This is a genomic window from Streptomyces sp. NPDC025806, from assembly GCF_055558275.1.
In genome coordinates this window covers 173605-196529 of record NZ_JBVHMU010000009.1, presented here as the reverse complement: position 1 = coordinate 196529, position 22925 = coordinate 173605, and the positions used below count along the sequence as shown (strand labels likewise).

The following is a 22925-nucleotide window of genomic DNA, read 5'->3' as shown; positions in this document are numbered from 1 at the left end:
CCTCCCGCCGTTCAGGCGCCGTTGAGGATCTCCTCGTACACCTCGGCCGTGCGCCGGGCGATCGCGTCCCAGCCGAACTCGGCCGCGGCCCGCTCCCGTCCGGCCTCGCCCATGCGGCGGGCCGCGTCCGGATCGCCGACCGTCTCGTCGATCGCCCGCGCGAGACCCGCCTCGAAGGCCTCCGGGTCCTGCTCCGCGTACGGGACGAGCAGGCCGCTCTCCCCGTGCGCGACGACCTCCGGGATACCGCCGACCCGGGAGGCGACGACGGGCGTGCCGCAGGCCATCGCCTCCAGGTTGACGATGCCGAGCGGTTCGTAGACGGACGGGCACACGAACACCGAGGCGTGCGTGAGGAGTTGGACGACCTCGGTGCGCGGCAGCATGGACGGGATCCAGCACACACCGTCCCGGGTCCGCTTCAGCTCCTCGACCAGCTCGCGGAACTCACGGCCGATCTCCGGCGTGTCCGGCGCGCCCGCGCACAGCACGACCTGGACGCCCTCGGCGATCCGCCGGGCGGCGCGCAGCAGGTGCGGGACGCCCTTCTGCCGGGTGATGCGGCCGACGAACAGGACGTACGGGCGCGCCGGGTCGACGCCGAAGCGGCGCAGGACGTCGGTGCCGGGGTCGGCGCGGTAGAGGGAGACGTCGATGCCGTTGTGCACGACCCGGACCTTCTTGGGCTCCAGGGCGGGATAGCAGGAGAGGATGTCGTCGCGCATGGCGCGGGAGACGGCGATGACCCCGTCCGCGGCCTCGATCGCGGTGCGCTCGGCCCAGGCGGACAGGGCGTAGCCGCCGCCGAGCTGCTCCGCCTTCCAGGGGCGCAGCGGCTCCAGGGAGTGCGCGGTCATGACGTGCGGGACACCGAGGTGCAGGGCGGCGAGATGGCCCGCGAGCGCCGTGTACCAGGTGTGGGAGTGGACGAGCTCGCGGCCTTCGAGGGCGGCGGCCATCGCGAGGTCGACGGAGAGGGTGCGCAGCGCGTCGTTGGCGCCGTCGAGGGCGGGCCAGGCGCGGTGCCGGCGGACCCCGGCCGAGGAGCCCTCGCCCCAGGTGTGCACCTCCAGATCGACGAGCGGGCGCAGCTCGCGCGCCAGGAACTCGACGTGGACGCCGGCGCCGCCGTAGACGTCCGGCGGGTACTCCCTGGTGAGCAGTCCCACTCGCACGCGCGCCCCCGTGTCGGTCGTCCACCACTCGCTCGGATCGTCGTGCCCGGATCGCCCCCTCATGGTCACCCATGGGGGGCGCGGGCGGAAGACCGCCGACAGGACGAGGCCACGCCTACACCGTGCGACACCCGTCCTGGGGATGACCCGGAGTGCGGCGTACTCCATCGGCAGTACGACCCGATGCCGTCTGTGGTCGGACGACAGATCGGCTCGGAGGAGAGATCGTGGAGGGTATGAGAACCGATCGCGCTCCACGCCGCACCACCAGGGACGCCATATGAGTGCCCTGGCGCTGTCCGTGCTGCTGTCGCTCGTCTCCGCCGTCGCGTACGCGGGCGGGGCGATCGTGCAGGAGCGCGTCGCGGAGACCTCTCCGGAAGCGGTGTACGCGCCGCTGCGCAGGCCGGCCTGGTGGGGCGCGGGCTGTCTGAACGGAATGGGAGCGCTCCTGCACGTCATCGCGCTCGCGTACGGGCCGCTGAGCGTCGTGCAGCCGCTCGGCGCGCTCACCATCGTGCTCGCCCTGCCGATGTCGGCCCTGCTCGTGGGGCGCCGGGCCGGGGCGACCGCCTGGCGCGGGGCGATCATGGCGACGGCGGGCCTCGCGGGGCTCCTCGCGCTGACCGGCACCCCGTCCGAGCAGTCCCTGGACGGTACGGAGCGTCTCGTGGTCGGTCTGATCACGGCCGGGGCCGTCCTGGTCCTGATGACGTCGGCGCGGGCCGCGCACCGGCACCCGGTGGTGCGGTCGGTGCTGCTGGCCATAGGGGCGGGCGGCGCGTTCGGCATGGCGTCGGTGTTCACGAAGTCGGTCGCCGAGAACTGGACGGGCAGCGTCCCGGAGCAGCTCACGACGCTGCTGGCGATCGCGGCGCTCGCGACGACGGGCATGCTGCTCTCGCAGGCGTCCTACCGGGGCGCGGGGCTGGCCGCACCGCTGGCGACGGCGACGGTCGTGAACCCGGTGGTGGCGTCCGCCGTCGGCCTCACCCTGTTCGGCGAGTCCTTCCGGCACGGCACGGCGGGCACCGTCCTGGCGCTGGGCTGCGGTGTCGTGGCGGCGGGCGGCCTGATCCTCCTCACGACGGAGCGGATCGGCCGGGACCGGCGCGCCGCCGAGGCGCGGGACGGCGTGTCAGCGAGCGCGTCGGCCGCCGCTGCGGCGCCGGACGCCTCCGCGACGGACGGCCCGGCCGCACCGGACAGCCCGGTCGTGCCGGACAGCCCCGCCGCGCTGGACGACATCCCGAAGCATCCGCACCGCCCCGGCCGCCCGAGCCGCCCGCGGCGGCCCCGGGACGACCGGAGGATCCAGGACGTCAGATCCTGACGCCGTGGGCCCGCAGATAGCCGAGCGGGTCGATGTCGCTGCCGAAGCCGGGCCCGGTCCGCACCTCGAAGTGCAGATGCGGGCCCGTGCTGTTGCCCGTGGACCCTGACCGGGCGATGCGCTGTCCGGCGACGACCCGCTGCCCGCTCTTCACGCTGAGCGCGGACAGGTGCCCGTACTGGCTGTAGCGGCCGTCGGCGTGCTTGATCACGACCTCGTAGCCGTACGAGCCGCCCCAGCCCGCGGACACGACCTGACCTGCGGCGACGGCCTTGACGGAGGTGCCGGTGGGCACCGCGAAGTCGACGCCCGTGTGGTAGCCCTTCGACCAGGAGGAGCCGGCCGCGTGGTACGGGGTGCCGATGGAGGCGCTGACCGGGGCGACGACACCGCTCGTGCGGTGCGTCGCGGGCTTCTCGGCCTGGGGCTTCTTCTTCGGCGCGGTTCTGTGCGGCGCAGCCTTCTCGTGCTCGGCCTTCTTCGGCTCGGTCCGCTTCGGGACGGCCTGCTTGTGCTCGGGCCGCTTCGGCGCCGCCTTGTGCGACGGGCGCTGCGTCGACTCCGCCGGGCGCGCCGCCGGCTTCTTCGCACGGTCCGGGCCGACGGGCGCCGCTTTCCCGCCGGGCAGCGCGAGGCGCTGGCCGGGCAGGATGAGGTTGGGGTCGGCGCCGATGGTCGAGCGGTTCGCCTCGTAGAGCCGGGACCAGCCGCCGGGCACCTCGCGGGTCTGCGCGATGCCGGAGAGGGTGTCGCCGCCGAGCACCGTGTACATCTCGGTGCGGCCGGCTCGGGACTGCGGCGTGACCTCGGGTTTCACGTCCTTGACGGTGCGGACCGGGGGCCGCTCGGGGGCGCGGGGCGGGGCGGCTTCGGGGGTGCGGGACAGGCCCGCCCGCTGCGAGCAGACCGGCCAGGCGCCGGGCCCCTGCCCGTCGAGGACCTTCTCGGCCACGGCGATCTGCTGGTCGCGGGTGGCGAGGTCGGCGCGCGGCGCGTAGGCGGTGCCGCCGTACGCGGCCCAGGTGGAGCCGGTGAACTGGAGGCCGCCGTAGTAGCCGTTCCCCGTGTTGATGCTCCAGTTGCCCGAGGACTCGCAGGCGGCGACCTTGTTCCAGGTCGCGGCGTCGGCGGCCTCGGCGGTGCCCGCGCCTATCAGGGGGATCGCGATGCCCGCGCCGCCCACCGTCACGGTGAGCGACGCCCGGTTGACCCGGCTCGGCTGATACCGGCGGTGCCGGCCGCGTAACGCCATGAAAGCCCCCTCTGGTACCACTCGCGGGCACACGTAGGAGCGGCAAATTAGCCGCTCCCGCACAGTCGTGACAAGAGACTCCCAAGCCACTATGGCGACTTTTGACCCCTGAGCAGACCCTGGGCAGACCCTGAGCACCGGGCCTGAGTCCGCCGGGACAGCGGGAACCTCCGCCTCCGCACGGGATGCCCGCGCCGGTCCGCGTACGTACCGTCGAAGGGGTCGGCCGCGGCGTCCGGCGAGCCGGCCACCTTCCGATCCGGCCACCTTCCCGATCCGGCCACCTTCCCGATCCAGGAGCGACAGGCATGAGCAGCAGCACAGCGCAGATCGGTGTCACGGGGCTCGCCGTCATGGGCCGCAACCTCGCGCGGAACTTCGCCCGCAACGGCTACACCGTGGCCCTGCACAACCGCACCGCCGCGCGCACCCACGATCTCGTCGCGGAGTTCGGCGAGGAGGGGATCTTCGTGCCGACCGAGACGGCCGAGGAGTTCGTGGCGGCGCTGGAGCGGCCCCGGCGCCTGGTGATCATGGTGAAGGCGGGTGCGGCGACGGACGCGGTGATCGGCGAGTTCGCCCCGCTGCTGGAACCCGGCGACATGATCGTCGACGGCGGCAACGCGCACTTCGCGGACACCCGGCGGCGTGAGAAGGAGCTGCGCGAGCAGGGCATCCACTTCGTCGGCACGGGCGTCTCCGGCGGCGAGGAGGGCGCCCTGCACGGGCCGAGCATCATGCCGGGCGGCAGCGTCGAGTCGTACGCCGCGCTCGGGCCGATGCTGGAGAGGATCTCCGCGAAGGCGAAGGACGGCGCCCCGTGCGTGACGCACGTCGGCCCGGACGGCGCGGGCCACTTCGTGAAGATGGTGCACAACGGCATCGAGTACGCGGACATGCAGCTGATCGGCGAGGCGTACCAGCTGCTGCGCGACGTGGGCGGCTACACCCCGGCGCAGATCGCGGACGTCTTCCGCACGTGGAACACGGGCCGGCTGGACTCGTATCTGATCGAGATCACGGCCGAGGTGCTGTCCCATGTGGACGCGGCGACCGGCCGGCCGTTCGTCGACATCGTGCAGGACCGGGCCGAGCAGAAGGGCACCGGCCGCTGGACCGTGCAGATCGCGCTGGACCTCGGGGTGCCGGTGTCGGGCATCGCGGAGGCGGTGTTCGCCCGCTCCCTGTCGGGCCACGCCGATCTGCGGGCCGCGTCCGGCGAACTGGCGGGCCCGCGCCCCGAGCCGATCGCGGACACGGAGCGCGCCGACTTCGCCGACCATGTCGAGCAGGCGCTGTACGCCTCGAAGATCGTGTCGTACACGCAGGGCTTCCACGAGATCGCGGCGGGCAGCGGGGAGTACGACTGGGGCATCGACCTGGGGGCGGTGGCCCGGATCTGGCGCGGCGGCTGCATCATCCGGGCGGCGTTCCTGGACCGCATCACGGCGGCCTACGAGGCCGATCCCGGCCTGGTGTCGCTGCTGTCCGACAAGGGTTTCGCCGAGGAGATCGCGGCGGCGCAGCACGACTGGCGGTCCGTCGTGAGCACCGCGGCCACCCAGGGCGTGCCGACCCCGGGCTTCGCCGCGGCGCTCGCCTACTACGACGCGCTGCGCGCGGAGCGGCTGCCGGCCGCGCTGACCCAGGGCCAGCGCGACTTCTTCGGCGCGCACACCTACCGGCGGGTCGACCGCGAGGGCTCGTTCCACACCCTCTGGGGCGGCGACCGCACCGAGGTCGAGGCCTGACCCCGCCTACGCGGGCGAGGGCTCGGGCTCCGGCGGTTTCGGGTCGGGGTCCGGGTCCGGGGGCACCGGGGACGGCGACGGCTCGGGGACCGGACGCGGCACCGGTGTCGGGAACGGGTCCGGCAGCGGGCCCGGATCCGGCCGGTCGGGGCCGGGGCCCGGACGGGGTCCCGGACCGGGACCCGGGGTGGGTCCGGGCGGGACGGGTTCGGGGAACGGGTGGGTCATGGTCGTTCCTCCAGAGATCTACGGGGGTCCTTCCACTGTCACCCCCGTCGCGTGCCCACGCCCGCCGGATCCACGCGTCGGGGTGACACCCTGTGGTGGTCCTGAAGCCGTTCGTGCCGGTCGGAGGCCGGATCGGACGACGCGTCCCTCTACTGCGCGGGTGCCGCCGCTCGTGCGGCGGCGGCGAGTCCGGGGAGCGGGCTGGACAGCACGGGCACGGTCGTACGGGTCCCGTCGGCGGCGTCGGCGGTGGACGCCTGGGCGAGCACGACGACGTCGGAGTCCGCGGGCCCGATCGCGTCGAGGGCGTCCGTGACCAGGCCGAGGTACCCCTCCCGATCGCCCGCGAGGAACAGCTCCCACGCCCCGTCCACCAGTACGGTCCGTACGTCGACGGGGCGGCCGGCGCGGGCCGCCTCCTCCTCGACGAGGGCGACGGTGGGGCCCAGGGTGCTGTGGGTGGTGGCGACGACGGTCACGCGGGGGCCGAGGGCTACGGCGCGGGCCGCCATGGGCCGGTCGAGCCGCAGCACGGGCACCCCGGCGTCCGCGGCGAGCCCCTCGGCGACGCCGCCGATCGAGGAGCAGGTGCACAGCACGGCGCCGGCCCCGTCGGCCGCGGCGGAGGCCAGGAGTTCCCCGAGGTCCTCGGTGACGGACGCGGGCCCGGCGGCGCGGGCCCGCTCCAGGAGTTCCTCGCGCACGACGTGCCGCAGGGCGAGCCCTGGATGGTGCGCGTCGCGCAGTGCCTCGAAGACGGGCACGTGCACGGGCGAGGTGTGCAGAAGGACGAGCACGGTCACCACTTTCCCGGGTCGGCGGCGAGCGCCTGCTCGGCGGCCCGGCGCAGCCGGTCGGACACGGTGGGCGCCTCACCGGGGTGCCGCGCGGCCCACCGCGCGGCGAACGAGCACAGCGGCACGACGTGCACGGCCTCGCGGGCGGCGATCGCGTACAGCTCGCGGGTGAGCGACCCGGCGATGCCCCGGCCCTCGTACTCCCGATCCACGATCGTGTGCACCGCGACCAGGGCCCGCTCCGGCTCCTCCAGCACGAAGTACTGGATATGTCCGACGACTTGCCCGCCGGGACCTCCGGACCGGGCGCTCAGCAGGCCCCGCTCCCGGTCGTCCCGGATGTCGATCTCGCCCGATGTGCTCGTGGGGCTCATGCGGCTCTCCTCGGGTTGAGGCTCTCCCGCGCCGAGCCGTCACTCAGCCCGCGGGCACCGCCTGAGGGCTGCGCCGGTCGGCGCCGCCGGGGACGGGCTCGGAGGGGTCCGCACCCAGCGCGACGATCTTGTTCTCCCGGTCCACGTGCACGACCTGGGGCCGCAGCGCACGCGCCTCGGCGTCGTCGACCTGAGCGTAACTGATGATGATCACGAGGTCGCCCGGGTGCACGAGGTGGGCGGCCGCCCCGTTGATCCCGATGACACCGGACCCGCGCTCCCCCTCGATGACGTACGTCTCGAGCCGGGCCCCGTTGTCGATGTCGACGATGTGCACGAGCTCGCCGGGCAGCAGATCGGCGGCGTCGAGCAGATCGGCATCGATGGTCACGGAGCCGACGTAGTGCAGGTCGGCCTGGGTGACGGTGGCGCGGTGGATCTTGGACTTGAACATGGTACGCAGCATCGAGCTACTCCTGGACCTAGGCTCCCTGCCTGCGTTTTTGCAGGTCAAGGGCTGTTTCCATAGCTTACAACGCGTCGCGGGTCCGGGTGGGCCCGCGATGACGTCTGCAGCGTACTCAGCTTCGCCCGGGCAGGGGCCGTGATCGCCGTCACGCCGTCGGGCGCACTACAGCGGCACCGCACACCCCTCCGATGTCTGCACCTTTCGTCCCCCCGGAAGTCGCCCGCGAGGGCTTCCGGTGCGGGCGAGGAGCGGGCACGATGCTGGGTGCACGGGTTCATGGATCGGAACAACTGTCACGTATCTGACCGGAGTTCGTATGCCCCGACTTACCCGCAGACACTTCATCGCCGCTACCACGACCACGGCCGCCGTCACCGTCGCGACCTGGAACGTGGCGGCCACCACCGCCTGGGCGTCCACCCCTGACCAGCCGGGCTCGGATCCGTACGAGCGGGTCGCGCGCGCCGCTGCCATGAACTGGCGGCGTCCGCCCGCCGGTTGGCAGGACGCCCCGTTCCTCGCCAACGGCCGCCTCGGCGCCCAGCTCTACCAGGGCAGTACGGCCAACACCCTCAAATTGATGCTCAGCCACTCCGAGGTCCAGGACCAGCGCGGCCAATGGCGCGGCGGGATCGGCTTCTCGCGCCTCCCCATCGGCTACTTCACCCTCACCCTCGCCGGCGACGTCACGGCCGTCGACTGGACCCTCGACCCGTACGACGCCGAACTGCGCGGCACCGTCACCACCACCCGCGGCAGCCTCGCCCTCACGGCGCTGGTGCACAACGACACGTCGACGCTGCTCGTCTCGACGCGGCCCAGCCCGGGCGAGGAGGCCGCGGCCTGGACGTTCCAGTGGCTCCGCGCGGCGACGACCCGCACCTCCGGCAAGCCCGCGGACTACACGCCGAACCCGGACCCCGCGATCACCGACTCCCATGTCCAGCAACCGCTGATCGCGGGCGGAGGCTGGACCACGGCCTGGCGCGAGCGCCGCACCGGGACGGGCCGGCTGCTCGCCGCCCATGTGGCGTACCAGGCGTCGGGCGACGTGTCGGACACCACCCGGGCCGCACAGGACGAGGTCGACCGCGCCCTGACCCGCGACCCGGACGAGCAGGTCGGGCGCCACCGCCGGTGGTGGCACCACTACTACCACCGCAGCCTCCTGTCGGTCCCCGACAAGCGCCTCCAGGCCTTCTACGTTCTGCAGCTCTACAAACTCGCCGCCGCCACCCGCGCGGGCGGCCCGACGATCTCCGAGTGGGGCCCGTGGTTCCCCGAGGTCGGCAACAACTGGACGGCCGTGTGGTGGAACCTGAACGTCCAGATCGGCATGGCGCCGATCCACGGCTCCAACCACCTCGAACTCGACTCGGTCACCAGCACGTTCGCCGCGTACGAGAAGAACCTGCCCACGTCGGTCCCGGCCGCGTACCGGGACGGCGAGAGCTACGCGCTCGGCCACCCCTCGGACTGCCAGCTGAGGGCGGGCGACACCTATGACGTCGGCGCCCCGGGCAGCGACCACGTCTCCGACAACTTCGGCAATCTCACCTGGGCGATGCACAACGTCTGGCAGACCTACGCCCACACGCAGGACACGTCGGTCCTGCGGGACACGCTCTTCCCGATCCTGACGAACGCCGTCAACTTCTACGCCCATTTCCTCCACGACGGGCCGGACGGAAAGCTCCACCTCCTGGAGACCCGCTCCCCCGAGTACGCCAACGCCGAGGACTGCACCTACGACCTGTCCCTGATCCGCTGGGGCGCCCGCACGCTCCTGGAGACGGCCCGCATCCTGCGCACGGACCACCCCAAGGCGCCGCTCTGGCGGGACATCGCCGGCCGGCTGACCCCGTACGCGGAGGACCCGGCGGCCGGCGTGATGATCGGCAAGGACGTCCCCCTGGCCGACTCCCACCGCCACCACTCGCACCTGCTGTGGCTCTACCCGCTCCGCGAACGCAGCTGGGACAGCCCGGCCGACCGCGACGTGATGGCCCGCAGCATGGCCCACTGGGTCTCGATGCAGCAGCTCTGGCACGGCTACAGCTATGCGACGGCGTCCTCGATGTACTCGGTGATGGGCGAGCCCGAGAAGGCCCTCGACTTCCTGACCTTCTTCACCGACCTCGGCGTCGTCGCGGACTGCGCGATGACCCCGAACACCATGTACCGCGAGGGCAAGAACTTCGCCCTGGAGAGCCCGCTGTCGGCCGCCCAGTCGATGCTCGACATGGCCGTGCAGAGCCACCGGGGCGTCCTGAAGGTGTTCCCGTCGGTCTCGGACCGGTGGCCGGACGCGTCGTTCGCGTCCCTGCGCACTCAGGGGGCGTTCCTGGTGGACGCCGACCGGCAGGCGGGCCGCACCCGCTCCGTCCGGGTCCACAGCGAGGCGGGCGCCCCGCTGACGCTGGAGCACGGCATCCCCGGGGACATCCGCGTACGCGACGAGGACGGCGGCGAGCTGCGCTGGCGGGAAGCGGCACCCGGCCGCATCACGATCCAACTCCCCCGTGGATCAACAGCGTTGATCACCCCCAAGGGCGGCACCGTCACGCCACCCCGCGACGTCCCGCCGTCGGGAGACCGGACCGGGTGGGGCCTGCCCTAGGGGCCATCCGCACACCTGCGCCAACACCACGGAGGGGAAAGGACATATGGACATGAGAGGCACACCATTGACCTCGCGCGCACGCGTCGGCGCGCTCGTTGCCGCGATCGCCGCCCTGGTCGGTGCGGCCACGGCGCCGGTGGCCGCACAGGACGCACCGCCGTCGGCCCCACGCACCGCCGTCCTGGACGGACCCCGGCTGCAGCAGACGAGGATCCGGATCGATCGCGGCGATCAGGAACTCCTGCGCAGTTTCGAGGCGTTGCGAAGCCGCGCCGACCACTGGCTGGACCAGGGCCCGTGGACCGTCGTGGACAAACCGAAGCCCGCGCCGGGCGGCGACGTGCACGACTATCTGAGCCAGGCCCCGTACTGGTGGCCCTCCACGACACCCACCGCCGCCAATCCATGGGGCTGCCCGTACGTTCAGAGGGACGGGCAGCGCAACCCCGAGGTCGACACCGGCACCGACCGGCAGGACGTCGAGAAGGTCTTCGATTCGACGTACGACCTCGCCCTTGCCTGGTACTACACGGGCAAGCGGGAGTACGCGGTCAAGGCCGGGCAGATCCTTCGCACCTGGTTCCTCGACCCGGACACGAAGATGAACCCGAACCTGAACCACGCCCAGTTCATCCCGTGCAAGTACGACGGCCGCGCCATCGGCATCATCGACTTCTCGCAGTCGTACACCAGCGTCGTCGACGCTGTGGCCCTGCTCGCCGTCGGCGCCCCCGGCTGGTCGCAGTCCGATCGCGCGGGCATGGACACATGGAACAAGGACTTCCTCCACTGGCTGGTCACCAGCGACTTCGGAAAGCAGGAGGGTGCCGCCGGCAACAATCACGGCACCTTCTACGACCTGCAGGTCGCCGCGCTCGCCTATGCCACCGGCGACCGGGATCTCGCCCGCCGCACCGTCCTCGACGCGCGCACCAGGCGCATCGCCCCGCAGATCGCCGCCGACGGCAGCCAGCCCCAGGAGCTGGGCCGGACGCGGAGCTGGCACTACTCGACGTTCGACCTGGTCGCCTACACGCGCCTGGCCGACATCGGCCGGCACGTCGGCGTCGATCTGTGGGACTACCAGGGCCCTCAGGGCCAGAGCCTGTTCAAGGCCGTGGACTATCTGCTGCCCGCGGCGACCGGTGCGGTGCCTTGGCCGCACCCTGAGCTGGAGTTCAAGCGGTTCGCGGCGAGCGACGTCGTGCACGCGGCGGCCGACGCGGGCGACGAGGCGGCGCGGGCGGCCGTACCGAAACTGGAGACACCGCCGGGCGGTGACCTGTGGGCCCTGCGCCCGGCAGCCGAACAGCTGGACTCCATCGCGGGATGAGCGGTGCGGCCGTGGCGGTCCTGGCCGACGGCAACGGCTCGGGTACAGGTCGCTGACGCGTCCCGTACCCGAGCCGTGCTTCCGGTGCCCACGCGCGACGGTCCGCTACGTGATACTCACGCGGAAGATCTTGTCGCTGCCGGCGGCCGCACCTCCGTTGTTGTCGCAGTTGGTCGTCGACAGCCACAGCTGGTCGGAGCCGGGCACCTTGGTGACGGTGCGCAGACGCCCGTACGTGCCGACGTAGTACGAGGTCGCCGTGCCGACGCTCTCGGTGTCGCCGCTGATCGGGATGCGCCACAGCCGCTCGCCACGCAGCGCCGCCATGTAGATGACGTTGCGGACGATGGCGATGCCGCTCGGCGAGGCCTGGTCGACGGTCCAGGTCTTCTTCGGGTTGGTCATTCCGGACACGGAGCAGGTGCCCTCACACGTGGGCCAGCCGTAGTTGCCGCCGGCCTTGATCAGGTTGAGTTCGTCGTAGGAGCTGTTGCCGAACTCGGCTTCCCACAGGCGGCCGTTGCGGTCGAAGGCGAGACCCTGCGGGTTGCGGTGGCCGAGGGAGTAGACGTAGTTGCCGAAGGGGTTGCCGGGGGCCGGCTGCCCCGACGTGGTCAGGCGCAGGATCTTGCCGTTGAGGGAGTTCTTGTCCTGCGCGAGGGACGACGTCTGGGCGTCTCCGGTGGAGGCGTACAGATAGCCGTCGGGTCCGAAGACGAGCCGTCCACCGTTGTGGTAGCGGTTCTTGGCGATGCCCTGGAGGAGGATCGTGTAGCCGCCGAGGCTGGTGCCGTTGTACGTCATGCGCACGATGCGGTTGCCCTCGGAGGCGGTGTGCATGAAGTACACGTAGTGGATCGTGGCCCAGTTCGGGTCGACGGCGACCCCGAGCAGCCCGCCTTCGCCGTCGGTGGTGACGGCGTTCGGGACGGTGCCGACCTGCGTCTTGACGGCACCGTCCTTGCTGAGCCTGAACACCTTGAAGCTGTCGCGTTCGGTGATGAGCGCGCTGGTGCCGTCGGGCATCCAGTACGTGCCCCAGGGGATCGTCCACCCGGTGGAGAGCGTGGTGACGGAGGACGGGACACCGCCGTCGGTGGCGCAGGTCTGTGTGGTGAAGGTGACCGTGTTGCTCTGCCCGGACACATGGCCCGCGGCGTCACGTGCCACGACGTTCAGGGTGTACGGACTGTTGCAGGCGAGTCCGGTGAGTGTGGTCGAGGTGGCGGGAGGGGCACCGGTGACGCTCTTGTAGACGGTGGTGCCACTGCGGATGTCGTACGCCACGACACCCTTGTCGTCGGTCGAGGCGCCCCAGTCGAGCGCGACGCTGTTGGCCGTCACGGTGGAGGAGGTGAGGGTGCCGGGCGTGGTCGGTGCGGTCGTGTCGGAGCTGGGCGGCGTGGTGCAGTCCACGGCGGGACTGGCGAGGGAGGCGTTGCCGGCCGCGTCGCGGGCGATGACGGTGAGGTTGTAGGTGGTGTCGGCGCTGAGCCCGGTGAGGTCCTTGGACGTGGCGGTGCCGGGCGCCTCCCCGATCTTGTTGCCGTGTTCGTAGACGTCGTACGCGACGACGCCGACATTGTCCGTGGACGCGGCCCACGACAGGGTCAGGCTGATTTCCGTGACGGCGGAGCAGGAGCCCTGGCCCGGCCGGCTCGGGGCCTCGGTGTCGAGGGCGGCGGCCACGGTCAGCTTGTCCAGGTTGGGCCCGCCGTTGTCGGTCGTGGCGGTGGCCCGGACGGTGTTGTCGCCCGCCTTGAGGTCCGCGTCGAGCGTCTTGGTGACCCAGCTGTCCCAGTCGGCGGTCGCCGGGAAGGACACGTTCGAGGCGACCGCCGTGCCGTTGACGGAGATGTCCATGGGACGGTCGGTGGTGGTGCCGTTGGCGTACCGGAAGGCGAGCGAGGCGGTCCCGGCGGCGGCCGAGTTCACCGTGAACTCCACGGAGGACCCGGTGATGTTGGTGTAGTCGACGAATCCGGTGCCCGTGTAGCCCAGGTGGTTCGTCGCGGCCGTGCCCTGCGAGATCGTGGCGTCCTCGGCCTGGTACGCGGTGGTGGCCGAGGTCAGTTCGAAGTCGAGGTAGTCGGTGTTGGCGAGGCCGCCCGCGCTGGTCGCGGTGAGCCGGATCTTGTTGCTGCCCGCACTCACGGGGACCGTGAGCGTCGTGGTCGTCCAGGCGTCCCAGGTCGCCGTGGGCGGGAAGGACACCCCCGACGTGACGACACTGCCGTTCACGGAGACGTCCGCCGGTCGGTCCGCGGCGCCTGCGTTGGCGTACCGGACGCCGAGGGTGGCGGTGCCCGCGCCGGACGCGTTCACCGTGAACTCGACGTAACTGCCCATTGCGTTCGGCGTGTTGAGGAATCCGGTGCCGGAGTATCCGGCGTAGTTGGAGTCGACGGTCGAGCCGGTGGTGTAGGCGGCGTTCTCCGCCTCGTAACGGGTGGCCGCCGCGGACGCGGACTGCGGCACGGCCTGTACGAGGGCCGCGCAGAGCAGCATGATCGCGCCGGCGGCGCATCTTCTCAGCCGGATGAACCGGTTCGTGCCACGTATCTGAACCTCCGTCAGCACTGGGGGTGCGGGTCAGGTTGCGGGGACTTCCCCTGTCAACTCACCGTGATGCGGTCGATGTTGGGCCCGCCGTTCGCGGAGGTGGCGGTCACACGCACGGCGTTGGCGCCGGCCCCGAGCGGGATGCCGAGGGTCCTGGTGGCCCACGTGTCCCAGTCCGCGGTGGGCGGGAAGGAGACGTTCGAGGCGACCACGGTCCCGTTGACCGCGATGTCCATGGGGCGGTCGACGGTGGTGCCGTTCGCGTACCGGACGGCGACGCTCGCGCTCGCCGCCGCCGAGGACTGCACGGTCCACTCGACGTAACTTCCCGTCACGTTGTCGTAGTTCACGAACCCCGTGCCGGTGTAGCCGAGATGGTCGGACTCCACGACGCCCTGCGAGATGAACGCCTCCTCCGCCTGGTACGTGGCCGAGGCCCCCGACACCAGCTGGTAGCCGCGCATGGCCGTGGTGAGGAGGTAGCAGTCCTCCAGGGAGCCCGACGTGTCGCCCAGTGAGCGGTAGATGCCCCACTTGGGGCGGACCCGGTCGCCGATGAAGGTGTCGACGCCCGTCTTGGTGACGTCGATGAGGGTGGCTCCGGCCGCGTCGCGCAGGATCCACCGCACCGAACCCGACGTACCGTCCCCGATCTTGATCTGGAAGTCGACGTCGGTCCACGCGTCGTGCAGCGGGGCGAGGTCGGTGCGGCCGACGATGACGCCCGCGATGGCGAGGTTCAGCTCGATCATCTGCACGCCGTTCACCCGGCGCAGCGACTGCACGACGATCGGCGAGGAGTCGGTGCCTGGCATCTTCATCTGCATGATGTGCGTGAAGGTCGTGGTCGCCTTCAGGGAGCTGGGGATGTACATCTTGTACGTGGTCCGCCAGGTCTGTCCGGGCAGCCACTGCAGGTAGGAGCCGCCTGCGGGGCTGCGCATCCCGGTGACCTCCTGCCGCTGCCGGTCGGTGGAGGTGTCCCGGTCCACCATGTGCATGTTCCAGCGGTAGTTGTCGCCCTCCGGGTAGATGTGCGGCTGGCCGGCGGTGTGCGAGTCGGCGCGGTCGTCCTCGATGGTCTCGAACGCGGGCAGTCCGTCGACGGACGCCTCGGGAGACCAGCGCAGCTGCCAGCTGTCGACGGTGAGCGACGTCGACCGCGTCGCGGCGCCCGCGGACGAGAGGGGCAGTGCGACGGCCGCGGCGGCACCGAGTGCCGTGCCCAGAACCGCTCTTCGGGTGGGTTCGATGTGCGTCATGGGGCGATCTGTCCTCTCAGTTGCTCGTTCATGATCAGGAAGGCTCCGAGGCCGTGGAGGTCGTTGGTGGCGCGCGTGCGGGCGACGTAGTAGGCGTAGTCACCGACGTTCGTGCCCACGGAGATGTCGGTGAGGTCGGTGCGCCCGTCCGGGCCGAGCGAGATCTTCTGCAGGACGCCCTGGTAGCCGCGCTGCGCGACGGTCGCGTAGTGCGCGTCGAGGTAGCCCTGCTGGGCACCGCGGGAGAGGGCGAAGGTGAACATGCTGGAGCAGGACGTCTCGGTCCAGTTGTCGCCGCGGTCACCCTTGTCGATCACCTGGAACCAGCGTCCGGTGGCCGGATCCTGGTAGCGCTCCAGGCCGGCGGCGAGCTTCTGCAGGATGTCGAGGAGCGGCTCCTTCGCGGTACGCGTAGTGGGCGGGGGGGGACGGAGTCGGTGACGCGCAGCGGGTCGAGATCGGGAAGTTCCTCAGCACCGGGGCCGTGTCGGCGCACGACAGCGCTGTTCACATGGGCGCTGTTCACATGGGTGAACGACGTTCACCCATGTGTTTCAGCGTTGCGGCATTACGGTGGGCTGTCAATGGTTCAGACCAGAAACCCGACGCGGATCCGGCCCGTGCCGATCCGGGTCACTCCCCCGGGCTGTGGCCCACCGGCTGGTGCCGGCCGACGGAGATCTCGTCGATCTTCAGCTGGTTGTGGAACTTGGTGACGGTCGGGGCCGCCCAGATGCTGTCCACCTCGATGCGGATGTACCGCGTGGTGGTGTCCAGGTCGATGTAGCGGGTACCGCGGGCGCTCTCCATGACGTCCGTCCGCACCGGCTCGCCCCAGTGTTCGCCGTCGTCGCTGACGTAGACCTTGTAGTCCTTGATGCGGGCCGAGTCCTCCTTGCGGCCGAACGATTCACGGTTGTAGATGGGTGACCATTCGGTCTGGTCGATGCCCACGTAGCTCGCCTTCTTGACGGCGCCGAGGTCGAGCGTGATCGACACCGGCACCTGGGCGGCGGAGTCCCAGACCGTCGTCCGGTCGCCGTCGGTCAGTTGCGACGCCGGGTAGCCGTCCCGCGAGGACGTGGCGGTGGCCTTCACCGAACCGGGCGCGTACAGGCCTTGCTTGTGGCTCAGGGTCTCCACCCGGAAGACCGTGTCGTACGGATCCCAGTCCTCGATGCCTCGCAGGGTGACGCTGCCGCCCCGCTGGTCGAAGGCGATGCGCCGGCCGGTACGCAGGTCGGTGATCCGCTCGACCTTGTGCCCGTTGTCGCGGAGCCGGACGTCGTTGCTGCCGGTGGGCCGGGTCGTGACGTGGATGTACTGGCGCGTCGGGTCGGTCTTGCTCACGGTGGTGTAGCCGTACGCACCGTCGTTCCACGCTCCCGGTCGCAGGCCGCCGTAGAGGTAGCCGCCGCCCTCGACGCCCTTCACCGACTCCTGGATCGGGTCGAGGTACTGGTCGAACATGTCGACGAAGGCTTCCTGCTTCGGCGGGAATCTGCCGTTCACCTGTGCCTGGAAGTCCATCAGGGACTTGTAGGAGGTGCCGGCGTTGGCGACGTAGCGGCGGATGTTGAGCGCGGTGTCGACCGGACGGTCCTGGCCGTCGTACCACCAGGCGCCGCTGGAGGGCACCTTGTAGCAGGACTCCGTCAGGCGCGGCATCGGCGTCCAGTACGCGGCCGGCATGTCGTAGTCCGGGGTCATGCCGGTCTTCTGCTCGTTGGACACGGTGTCCATGATCGCCGTGTCCTCGTTGTTGTTGCTCAGCAGCAGGTCGGGGCGCTGCTCGCGGATCTGCTCGTAGAGGTGGTGGCTCTCCCAGTACTCGTTGTCGTTGTCGATCCAGAAGCCGGCGAGGTCCTTGTAGCGGTGCATGACCTCGAAGAAGTTGTCGTAGCTGAACTCGCCGAACCCGGGGCGGGTCGTCAGGTCCACGTCCTTGCCCTTGTACGCGGAGTACGCGGCGGAGTCGAGGGACTCCGGGCCCAGGACGTCGTGCCACTGCGGGTCGTCCGTCATGTAGAGGATGACCTTGATGCCCTGCGCCTTCGCCGCGTCGATGAGCTCTCCGAGGATGTCGCGGCGCGTGGAGCAGCTGCCGGGGATCGTCGAGGGCCAAGGACGGGCGTAGCCGAGCCGGCTGTGGAAGGTGGCGAGGACGATGTAGGAGCCGTGCAGCTTCTTGGTCTCGTCGACCCAGTAGTCGGGGTTCCAGCCGCTGTCGTCGACGGCCTGCTGCCAGGACGCGCAATCGTAGTGCTCGGGCTTGGTGTACATGCCCCAGTGCAGGAACAGGCCGCCGGACGCGGCCCGCAGCCAGTCCTGACGCGGGTGGTACATCCCCGGTACGGACGCGTCGCCGACGGTGCCGGGCGCCGTGGCGGCCGGGGCCGATGACGGGGTGAACAGAAGTGGGCCGAGCAGCGCCAGCAGGGCTGCCCACAACACGACGGCCAGACGTGGGCGGTGGAGGGTTCTGCGTCTCATGGCGAGCGGTTCCTTCCGTGACGATGGACGGATGGACGGTCGGTTCGCTGAGCTCGTGCTCGTGCTCGGCCTCAGCGCACAGCGGAGGGGTGCTCAGTGGTGCGCGGCAAGCAGGGACAGCAGGCCTGAGCGGGGCACCTTCAGTGCCACCGGCCCGTCGAGGCTGCGGACCCATGAACCGGTGACCCTGCCGCGTGCGTCGTAGGCGGTGATCCCGGCCTCCACCGGGCCGTCCCGCACGACGCAGACGAGCCCGTCGGTGCCGGTGGCGTTGACGAGGTCGGCCTGAGGGTGGCGCCGCAGATCCAGGGTGACGGGGCGGTCCGCGTGGACGACGGCCACCTGGTGGCGGCCCGCGTGCGCGCGCACGACGGGGTACAGCTCGTCCGGGCGTCCCGGCTCCCACTCCCCGTCGAGCAGCACCGGTGCGAGTCGCTTCCACTGACGCAGCCAGAAGGCGACCGTTTCTCGTTGACCGGCCGTCAGGCTCTCCAGAAGACAAGAGAGTTGGGGCACGGCGTGCAGGACCGAGAGGATCTGCCGGGCGGCCCACTCCGGTTCCCCTTCGGGGTCCCACATCAGCATGTCGGAGTGGACCGCACCGCCGGTCGCGGTGAGGGCCGCGTCGATGGTGCGGACCCGGTTCGCCGTCGCGTCGGCGGGGCAGTCGGTGGCGCGCAGCAGGTTCCCGTACGCGCTCATCGCGGGGCCCAGGTACGGCTGGCGCAGCTCGATGAGGGGGCCGGTGGGGCACAACTCGACGAGGGCGTCGCGGATGTCGCCGAGCAGGGTGGCCATGGCCGTCGTCACGCCGGGGCCGCCGTCGCCCGCGTACACGCCGGCGTCGTCGAGGAAGTCCAGTTTGAGTCCGTCCAGCCCGTGATCGGCCACGAGGCGGGTGCACACGTCGACCACGTGCGCCCGCACCTCGGGGTGGCGCGGGTCGAGGACATGGGCTCCGGGGGCGGTGGGGCTCGGGACGGGGGCGTACCGGGACAGCCGGTCCCACTCGGGCGACGCGGGTCCGAGCAGCAGCGGCCCGAGCCAGGCGATGTACGCCATGCCGAGATCGCGCACGGTCCGCACGTGTCCCGCGAGGTCGGGGAACTTCTCCGTGTCGACCGTCCAGTCCCCCGCCCAGGCGTATCCGCGTTCCTTGCCGCCGCGCTGCCAGCCGTCGTCGAGGATCACCAGGCCGCAGCCCAGGTCCTTGGCGAGCCGGGCTTCCCGTTCGACGCCCTGCGCCGTCACCTGCTGGCCGAACGAGTACCAGGTGGAGTAGGCCGGGGTGCGGCCCGCCGCGGGCAGCGGGAGCGGGGCCGTCGGCGCTGTCGCCACCAAGTGGCGCCGCACCGCGCGCAGCGCCGCCGCGGGTGAGGCGCTGCGTGGAGCGAGGACCAGGGTGAACGGCTCGCCGCTCGCTGTCAGTTCGAGGTGGGCGACGAACCGCTTGTGCTGCTCGGAGACGCCGAACACCGTGCGGATCTCGGCGCTCTGGTCCTCGGCGGCGAAGGTCAGGAGCGTCGCGCCCGATGTCTCGTAGAGGCAGCCGATGGCCGCGCCCCGCACCAGGGAGGTGTGCAGCGCGCCGGCCCAGTCGGGTGGCAATGCGCGCTGCCACCCGCAGTCCGGGTACCAGTAGCCGACGGCGTCGCGCAGCGGTGTGGAGAGCCGGATCTCCACGGCGGCGCCCTCGGGCGCGGTCACGTCCAGGGCGCGCAGGCCGCCGGGCAGTGCGCGCACGGCGGGCGCGCGGGACACGCCGTCGATCAGGACGGCGGCCCTGACCTGGTCGAGGAGTCGGTAGGAGCGGGCCGGCGGTCGCTCCGCCGTGGTGACCGCGGTGGACGTCACGTCACAACCTTTCGAGAACAGCGCGAGGAACAGAAGCGGGGTCAGCCCTTGGTGGCGCCACCGGTGAGGCCCTTCACGAACTGCTTCTGCAGCGCGAGGTACAGGACGAGGATCGGCAGCGTGGCCAGCAGCATCAGCCCGAAGACGGTGCCGAAGTCGGCCTGGTACTGGCCGATGGCGCGGTAGATGCCGGTCGTCACGGTGGTGCCGGAGCTGGGGCCGAGGATGATCAGGGGGTTGAGGAAGTCGTTCCAGATCCATACGCCGAAGAAGATGACGGAGCTGGCGGTGGCCGGCCGCAGCAGCGGGAAGACGATCTGCCAGAACGTGCGGAACCAGCCCGCCCCGTCGATCGCCGCGGCCTGTTCCAGTTCCAAGGGGACGCCCTTGACGAATCCGGCGAAGACGAAGACCCCGAAGGGCACGTAGTAGCCGACGTTGAACAGGACGAGCCCCTGCACGGTCGCCATCAGGTCGAAGGTGCGCAGCACCTGGGTGAGGGGCAGCAGGATGACCTGCGGCGGGATCATCAGGCCACACAGCAGGACCAGCGTGGCGACCGTTCCCCAGCGCGACGAGGTGCGGGCCAGGTAGTGGCCGAGCATGGCGGACAGGACCGTCAGGACGATCACCGAGAAGGTGGTGACGACCAGGCTGTTGGTGAGGCTGACCCAGAAGAGATGGTCGGGCCGCGAGGTGACCTTGACGAGGTTGTCGAGGGTCGGTGGCAGCGGCAGGTTCGCGGGGTGGGGGGCGATGTCGGGGCCGTGCTTGAAGGCGTTGGCGAGGACCACGTACAGCGGCACCGCGAAGACGCAGCCGAGCACGGTGACGGTCAGGGGGCGCAGCCAGGGCGTTCTGGTCACAGTTCCACCTCCCGGCGTCGCAGGACCCGCAGCACGAGCGTGGACGCCGTCGCGACGATCACGAGCATGACGACGGCCATCGCGCAGGCGTAGCCCTGCCGGTTCGCGGTGAATCCGGTCTGCAGGATCACCAGGGAGAGCGTCGCGGTGGTGCCCGATCCCGGGCCGCCTCCGGTGATCACCTGGATGTGGTCGTACGCCTTGAAGGCGGTGATGAGCAGGACGACCGTGTTCACGGTCAGGGCAGGCGCGAGCAGCGGCCAGGTGACGTGCCGGAACCGGGCGACGGGCCCCGCCCCGTCGATGGCCGCCGCCTCCAGGAGTTCACCCGGTACGGACTGCAGGCCGGCCAGGTACACCACGACGCAGAAGCCGAGCATCTGCCAGGCCATGATCACGCCGAGCGAGTAGAGCGCGAGGGACGGGTCGGAGAGCCAGCCGACGGGGTCGATGCCCAACCAGCCGAGGGCCTGGTTGACGACGCCGTCGTCGGCGAGGAGCCGGGTCCACACGACGGACACGACGACCGAGCTGAGGACGACGGGGACGAAGAACACGGCGCGCCAGGCGTTGTAGAACCAGCCTTTGCGGTCGAGCAGTACGGCGATGCCGAGGCCCGCGACGTTCGGCAGGACGACGAGCATCACCGTCAGCTGCACGGTGACCTTGAGTGCCTGGAGAAACTCCTCGTCCTGGAACAGGAGGCGGTAGTTGCGCAGGCCGGTGAACTCGCTCGGCGGGCTGAACGGGTTGTAGTTCGTGAGGCTGTAGCCCACGCTCAGCAGGACGGGGGCCAGGACGAAGCACGCGTAGACCAGCATCCCGGGGGCGCCGAAGACGGCGAACCGGCCGAGCGCGGAGCGGAGCCTTCGGCGGCGCCCCGGGCGAGCGGCGCCGGCGGGTGCCGACACCTTCGCCCGTGGGCGCAGTTGTGTGTGGGTCGCCATGGATCAGGAGGCCTTTTCCCATTCGGCGTCCAGGAACCGGGCGGCTTCCTGTGGGCTCTTGCGGCCGAGGATCACGTCCTGGACGGCCGCGTGCACCTTGGCGTCGAGGCCGGGCAGCAGCGCGTCGCCGCCGGTCTCCCAGGCGAACGCCTTCACCGTCGCCTTCCGGCGCACCGATTCCTGCCACAGGTCGTAGGACTCCTTGAAGACCGGGCCGGTGTCGGTGGGCGGCGTGTAGCCCTTGACGGCGGGGAACAGGGAGTCGGACTTAACCGAGTTGTCGAGGTTCGACTTGTCGAGCTGGAAGGCGAGCGCGAACTTCTTCGCCGCGTCGAGGTGTTTGGAGTGCGCGTTCACCGACAGGCCGCCGCCGGTGTAGCCGGAGGAGAGCACGGAGCCGTCGTCCGTGGGCCAGTTGAAGACGCCGATGTCGTCCTTGAGGTCGCTCTTGTCGGCGGCCGCGGCGAACCAGCAGCCCATGGGGTACATCGCGCCCTTGCCCTTGAGGAAGGCCTGCTCGGTCGCGGCGTAGTCGAGGGACACCATCTTCTTGTCGATGTAGCCGCTGCGGGCGAGATTCTGGATCTTCGTCAGGGCGCCGACGAACGCCGGATCGGTGAACTTCACCTTGCCCTCGCGGCGGTGGACCATCCAGTCGGGGTCCTTCTTGTAGACGTCGGTGGCGACGGCTCCGGTCAGCGGCAGCACGGTGGGGAAGGCGTCCTTGCCGCCGCCGACGACGAACGGCTGCTGCCCCTTCGCCTTCAACTTGCCGGAGTCCGCGACGAGTTCGTCGTACGTCTTCGGCGGTGCGGAGATGCCGGCCTTCTCGAACATGGACTTGCGGTAGTAGACGACCGGTATCGACTGGGTGTTGGCGGGCAGTTGGTACACCTTGCCGCCGATGGCGCCGCCGTCGGGGACCGCGAAGTCCTTGAGCTCCGTGTCCTGCCAGGCGTACAGGTTGCCCGCGTCGCCGAGGCCGGTCGGCGCGACGGCGATCATGACGTCGGGGAACTGCCCAGAGGCGAGCAGCTGTTTGGCGTAGGCGGTGCGGTCGGCGGTCGGCGCGACCAGCTTCTTCACCGTGATGTCCGGGTACGTGCGGGTGACCCGCTTGATCGCCGCGTCCCAGTAGGCGGGCGTCAGGTTCGGGGTCTCGAAGGTCAGGAACGTGATCTGCTGCTTCCCCTTGCCCTCCTGGCCCGACGTGCTGGCGCCCTCGTCGACGGTGCAGCCGGCCAGCGCGGCGGTGAGGAGGGCCACGGTCAGTGCGGCCGAGGCGGTTCGGGTGGGTGACGTGATACGCAACGCGGTCCTCCGTCGGATCGGGACACCAGGGGCGCCGGACGCACGGGAACCCGGGCCGTGAACGGTCCCGTGAGCGTTCCCGGGAGCGCTCACGGAGTACCTTGGAGGCAGCCGGACCTCACGTCAATACAGGTGCGCGCAAAAGCTCGGATCCACCGACCGGCAGCGCAACACCACTGATCGGCAAGGACGTTGACACTCCGAAAACGCCTGCCCATGATGGCCGTGAGCGCTCACGTGAACCATCCGGCCCCGAGGCGGCGGGCCACACTTGGGCAGCCAGAAAGGAGGGCTC

At 70.9% G+C, this 22925-nt stretch carries 16 protein-coding genes and 2 pseudogenes; 4 read left to right on the top strand and 14 right to left on the bottom strand.

The features are described 5' to 3' along the window. Nucleotides 1-11: 11 nt before the first annotated feature. Nucleotides 12-1175 carry a glycogen synthase gene (glgA, locus tag ACZ4E1_RS22140; protein WP_467541952.1) on the bottom strand — a complete coding sequence of 388 codons (1164 nt, stop codon included), beginning with the start codon at nt 1173-1175 and terminating at the stop codon, nt 12-14. Nucleotides 1176-1455: 280 nt separating this feature from the next. Between glgA and ACZ4E1_RS22135 the strand changes: the two genes are divergently transcribed. Next, on the top strand, nt 1456-2508 hold the full coding sequence (locus tag ACZ4E1_RS22135) for a DMT family transporter (protein WP_467541658.1): 1053 nt from the start codon (nt 1456-1458) through the stop codon (nt 2506-2508). On the opposite strand, the gene ACZ4E1_RS22130 is transcribed toward ACZ4E1_RS22135, so the two are convergent. Continuing rightward, entirely contained in the window at nt 2498-3760 is a 1263-nt protein-coding gene (locus tag ACZ4E1_RS22130; protein WP_467541656.1) for a transglycosylase family protein, read from the bottom strand. The two genes, ACZ4E1_RS22135 and ACZ4E1_RS22130, sit on opposite strands and share 11 nt — an antisense overlap. Nucleotides 3761-4068: 308 nt before the next feature. Here ACZ4E1_RS22130 and gndA point away from each other — a divergent pair, with 308 nt between their 5' ends. After that, nucleotides 4069-5511: an NADP-dependent phosphogluconate dehydrogenase gene (gene gndA, locus ACZ4E1_RS22125; RefSeq protein WP_467541654.1), complete on the top strand. Its 1443-nt coding sequence runs from the start codon at nt 4069-4071 to the stop codon at nt 5509-5511. Nucleotides 5512-5888: 377 nt separating this feature from the next. Here gndA and ACZ4E1_RS22120 read toward each other — a convergent pair whose 3' ends face one another. The 3 genes from ACZ4E1_RS22120 to panD are packed head-to-tail and all read right to left on the bottom strand — an operon-like array spanning nt 5889 to nt 7376. After that, on the bottom strand, nt 5889-6536 hold the full coding sequence (locus tag ACZ4E1_RS22120; RefSeq protein ID WP_467541652.1) for an aspartate/glutamate racemase family protein: 648 nt from the start codon (nt 6534-6536) through the stop codon (nt 5889-5891). Between the two features lie 2 nt (nt 6537-6538). Then, the gene (locus ACZ4E1_RS22115) at nt 6539-6910 is read right to left on the bottom strand and encodes a GNAT family N-acetyltransferase (protein WP_467541650.1); all 372 of its coding nucleotides are present in this window, start codon (nt 6908-6910) and stop codon (nt 6539-6541) included. Between the two features lie 43 nt (nt 6911-6953). After that, on the bottom strand, nt 6954-7376 hold the full coding sequence (panD, locus tag ACZ4E1_RS22110; RefSeq protein ID WP_188335713.1) for an aspartate 1-decarboxylase: 423 nt from the start codon (nt 7374-7376) through the stop codon (nt 6954-6956). Between the two features lie 319 nt (nt 7377-7695). Between panD and ACZ4E1_RS22105 the strand changes: the two genes are divergently transcribed. Further along, complete coding sequence (locus ACZ4E1_RS22105; RefSeq protein ID WP_467541647.1) at nt 7696-9999, top strand: glycosyl hydrolase family 95 catalytic domain-containing protein; 2304 nt, start codon at nt 7696-7698, stop codon at nt 9997-9999. A gap of 52 nt (nt 10000-10051) precedes the next feature. Then, a complete protein-coding gene (locus ACZ4E1_RS22100) occupies nt 10052-11335 on the top strand; it encodes an alginate lyase family protein (RefSeq protein WP_467541645.1) in 1284 nt (427 codons plus the stop codon). A gap of 105 nt (nt 11336-11440) precedes the next feature. On the opposite strand, the gene ACZ4E1_RS22095 is transcribed toward ACZ4E1_RS22100, so the two are convergent. The 9 genes and pseudogenes from ACZ4E1_RS22095 to ACZ4E1_RS22055 form a co-directional block, all read right to left on the bottom strand. Further along, nucleotides 11441-13915, bottom strand: a complete 2475-nt coding sequence (locus tag ACZ4E1_RS22095; protein ID WP_467541643.1) for a PQQ-dependent sugar dehydrogenase — start codon at nt 13913-13915, stop codon at nt 11441-11443. A 35-nt stretch (nt 13916-13950) separates the two neighbouring features. After that, the gene (locus tag ACZ4E1_RS22090; RefSeq protein ID WP_467541950.1) at nt 13951-14361 is read right to left on the bottom strand and encodes a carbohydrate-binding protein; all 411 of its coding nucleotides are present in this window, start codon (nt 14359-14361) and stop codon (nt 13951-13953) included. Continuing rightward, a pseudogene (locus tag ACZ4E1_RS22085) lies at nt 14341-15150 on the bottom strand (Tat pathway signal sequence domain protein); the annotation flags it as partial. The pseudogene ACZ4E1_RS22085 and the gene ACZ4E1_RS22090, both read right to left, overlap by 21 nt. Before the next feature lie 5 nt (nt 15151-15155). Further along, nucleotides 15156-15566, bottom strand: a pseudogene (locus ACZ4E1_RS22080) (glycoside hydrolase family 88 protein); the annotation flags it as partial. A gap of 226 nt (nt 15567-15792) precedes the next feature. Continuing rightward, nucleotides 15793-17652, bottom strand: coding sequence for an alpha-L-fucosidase (locus ACZ4E1_RS22075; protein WP_467541641.1), 1860 nt, complete (start codon nt 17650-17652; stop codon nt 15793-15795). A 93-nt stretch (nt 17653-17745) separates the two neighbouring features. After that, the gene (locus tag ACZ4E1_RS22070; protein ID WP_467541639.1) at nt 17746-19506 is read right to left on the bottom strand and encodes a glycoside hydrolase family 36 protein; all 1761 of its coding nucleotides are present in this window, start codon (nt 19504-19506) and stop codon (nt 17746-17748) included. A gap of 41 nt (nt 19507-19547) precedes the next feature. After that, nucleotides 19548-20372 carry a carbohydrate ABC transporter permease gene (locus ACZ4E1_RS22065; RefSeq protein ID WP_467541637.1) on the bottom strand — a complete coding sequence of 275 codons (825 nt, stop codon included), beginning with the start codon at nt 20370-20372 and terminating at the stop codon, nt 19548-19550. Beyond that, a complete protein-coding gene (locus ACZ4E1_RS22060; protein ID WP_467541635.1) occupies nt 20369-21319 on the bottom strand; it encodes a carbohydrate ABC transporter permease in 951 nt (316 codons plus the stop codon). The genes ACZ4E1_RS22065 and ACZ4E1_RS22060 overlap by 4 nt, the downstream gene beginning before the upstream one ends. A gap of 3 nt (nt 21320-21322) precedes the next feature. After that, nucleotides 21323-22630 carry an ABC transporter substrate-binding protein gene (locus tag ACZ4E1_RS22055; protein ID WP_467541633.1) on the bottom strand — a complete coding sequence of 436 codons (1308 nt, stop codon included), beginning with the start codon at nt 22628-22630 and terminating at the stop codon, nt 21323-21325. Nucleotides 22631-22925: the final 295 nt, after the last annotated feature.

Bases quoted from the DNA above. Each gene is read 5' to 3' on its own strand.
- ACZ4E1_RS22135 (WP_467541658.1), top strand. From the start codon at position 1,456: ATGAGTGCCCTGGCGCTGTCCGTGCTGCTGTCGCTCGTCTCCGCCGTC.
- ACZ4E1_RS22130 (WP_467541656.1), bottom strand. From the start codon at position 3,760: ATGGCGTTACGCGGCCGGCACCGCCGGTATCAGCCGAGCCGGGTCAAC.
- gndA (WP_467541654.1), top strand. From the start codon at position 4,069: ATGAGCAGCAGCACAGCGCAGATCGGTGTCACGGGGCTCGCCGTCATG.
- ACZ4E1_RS22115 (WP_467541650.1), bottom strand. From the start codon at position 6,910: ATGAGCCCCACGAGCACATCGGGCGAGATCGACATCCGGGACGACCGG.
- panD (WP_188335713.1), bottom strand. From the start codon at position 7,376: ATGCTGCGTACCATGTTCAAGTCCAAGATCCACCGCGCCACCGTCACC.
- ACZ4E1_RS22105 (WP_467541647.1), top strand. From the start codon at position 7,696: ATGCCCCGACTTACCCGCAGACACTTCATCGCCGCTACCACGACCACG.
- ACZ4E1_RS22100 (WP_467541645.1), top strand. From the start codon at position 10,052: ATGAGAGGCACACCATTGACCTCGCGCGCACGCGTCGGCGCGCTCGTT.
- ACZ4E1_RS22090 (WP_467541950.1), bottom strand. From the start codon at position 14,361: ATGCGCGGCTACCAGCTGGTGTCGGGGGCCTCGGCCACGTACCAGGCG.
- ACZ4E1_RS22075 (WP_467541641.1), bottom strand. From the start codon at position 17,652: ATGAGACGCAGAACCCTCCACCGCCCACGTCTGGCCGTCGTGTTGTGG.
- ACZ4E1_RS22060 (WP_467541635.1), bottom strand. From the start codon at position 21,319: ATGGCGACCCACACACAACTGCGCCCACGGGCGAAGGTGTCGGCACCC.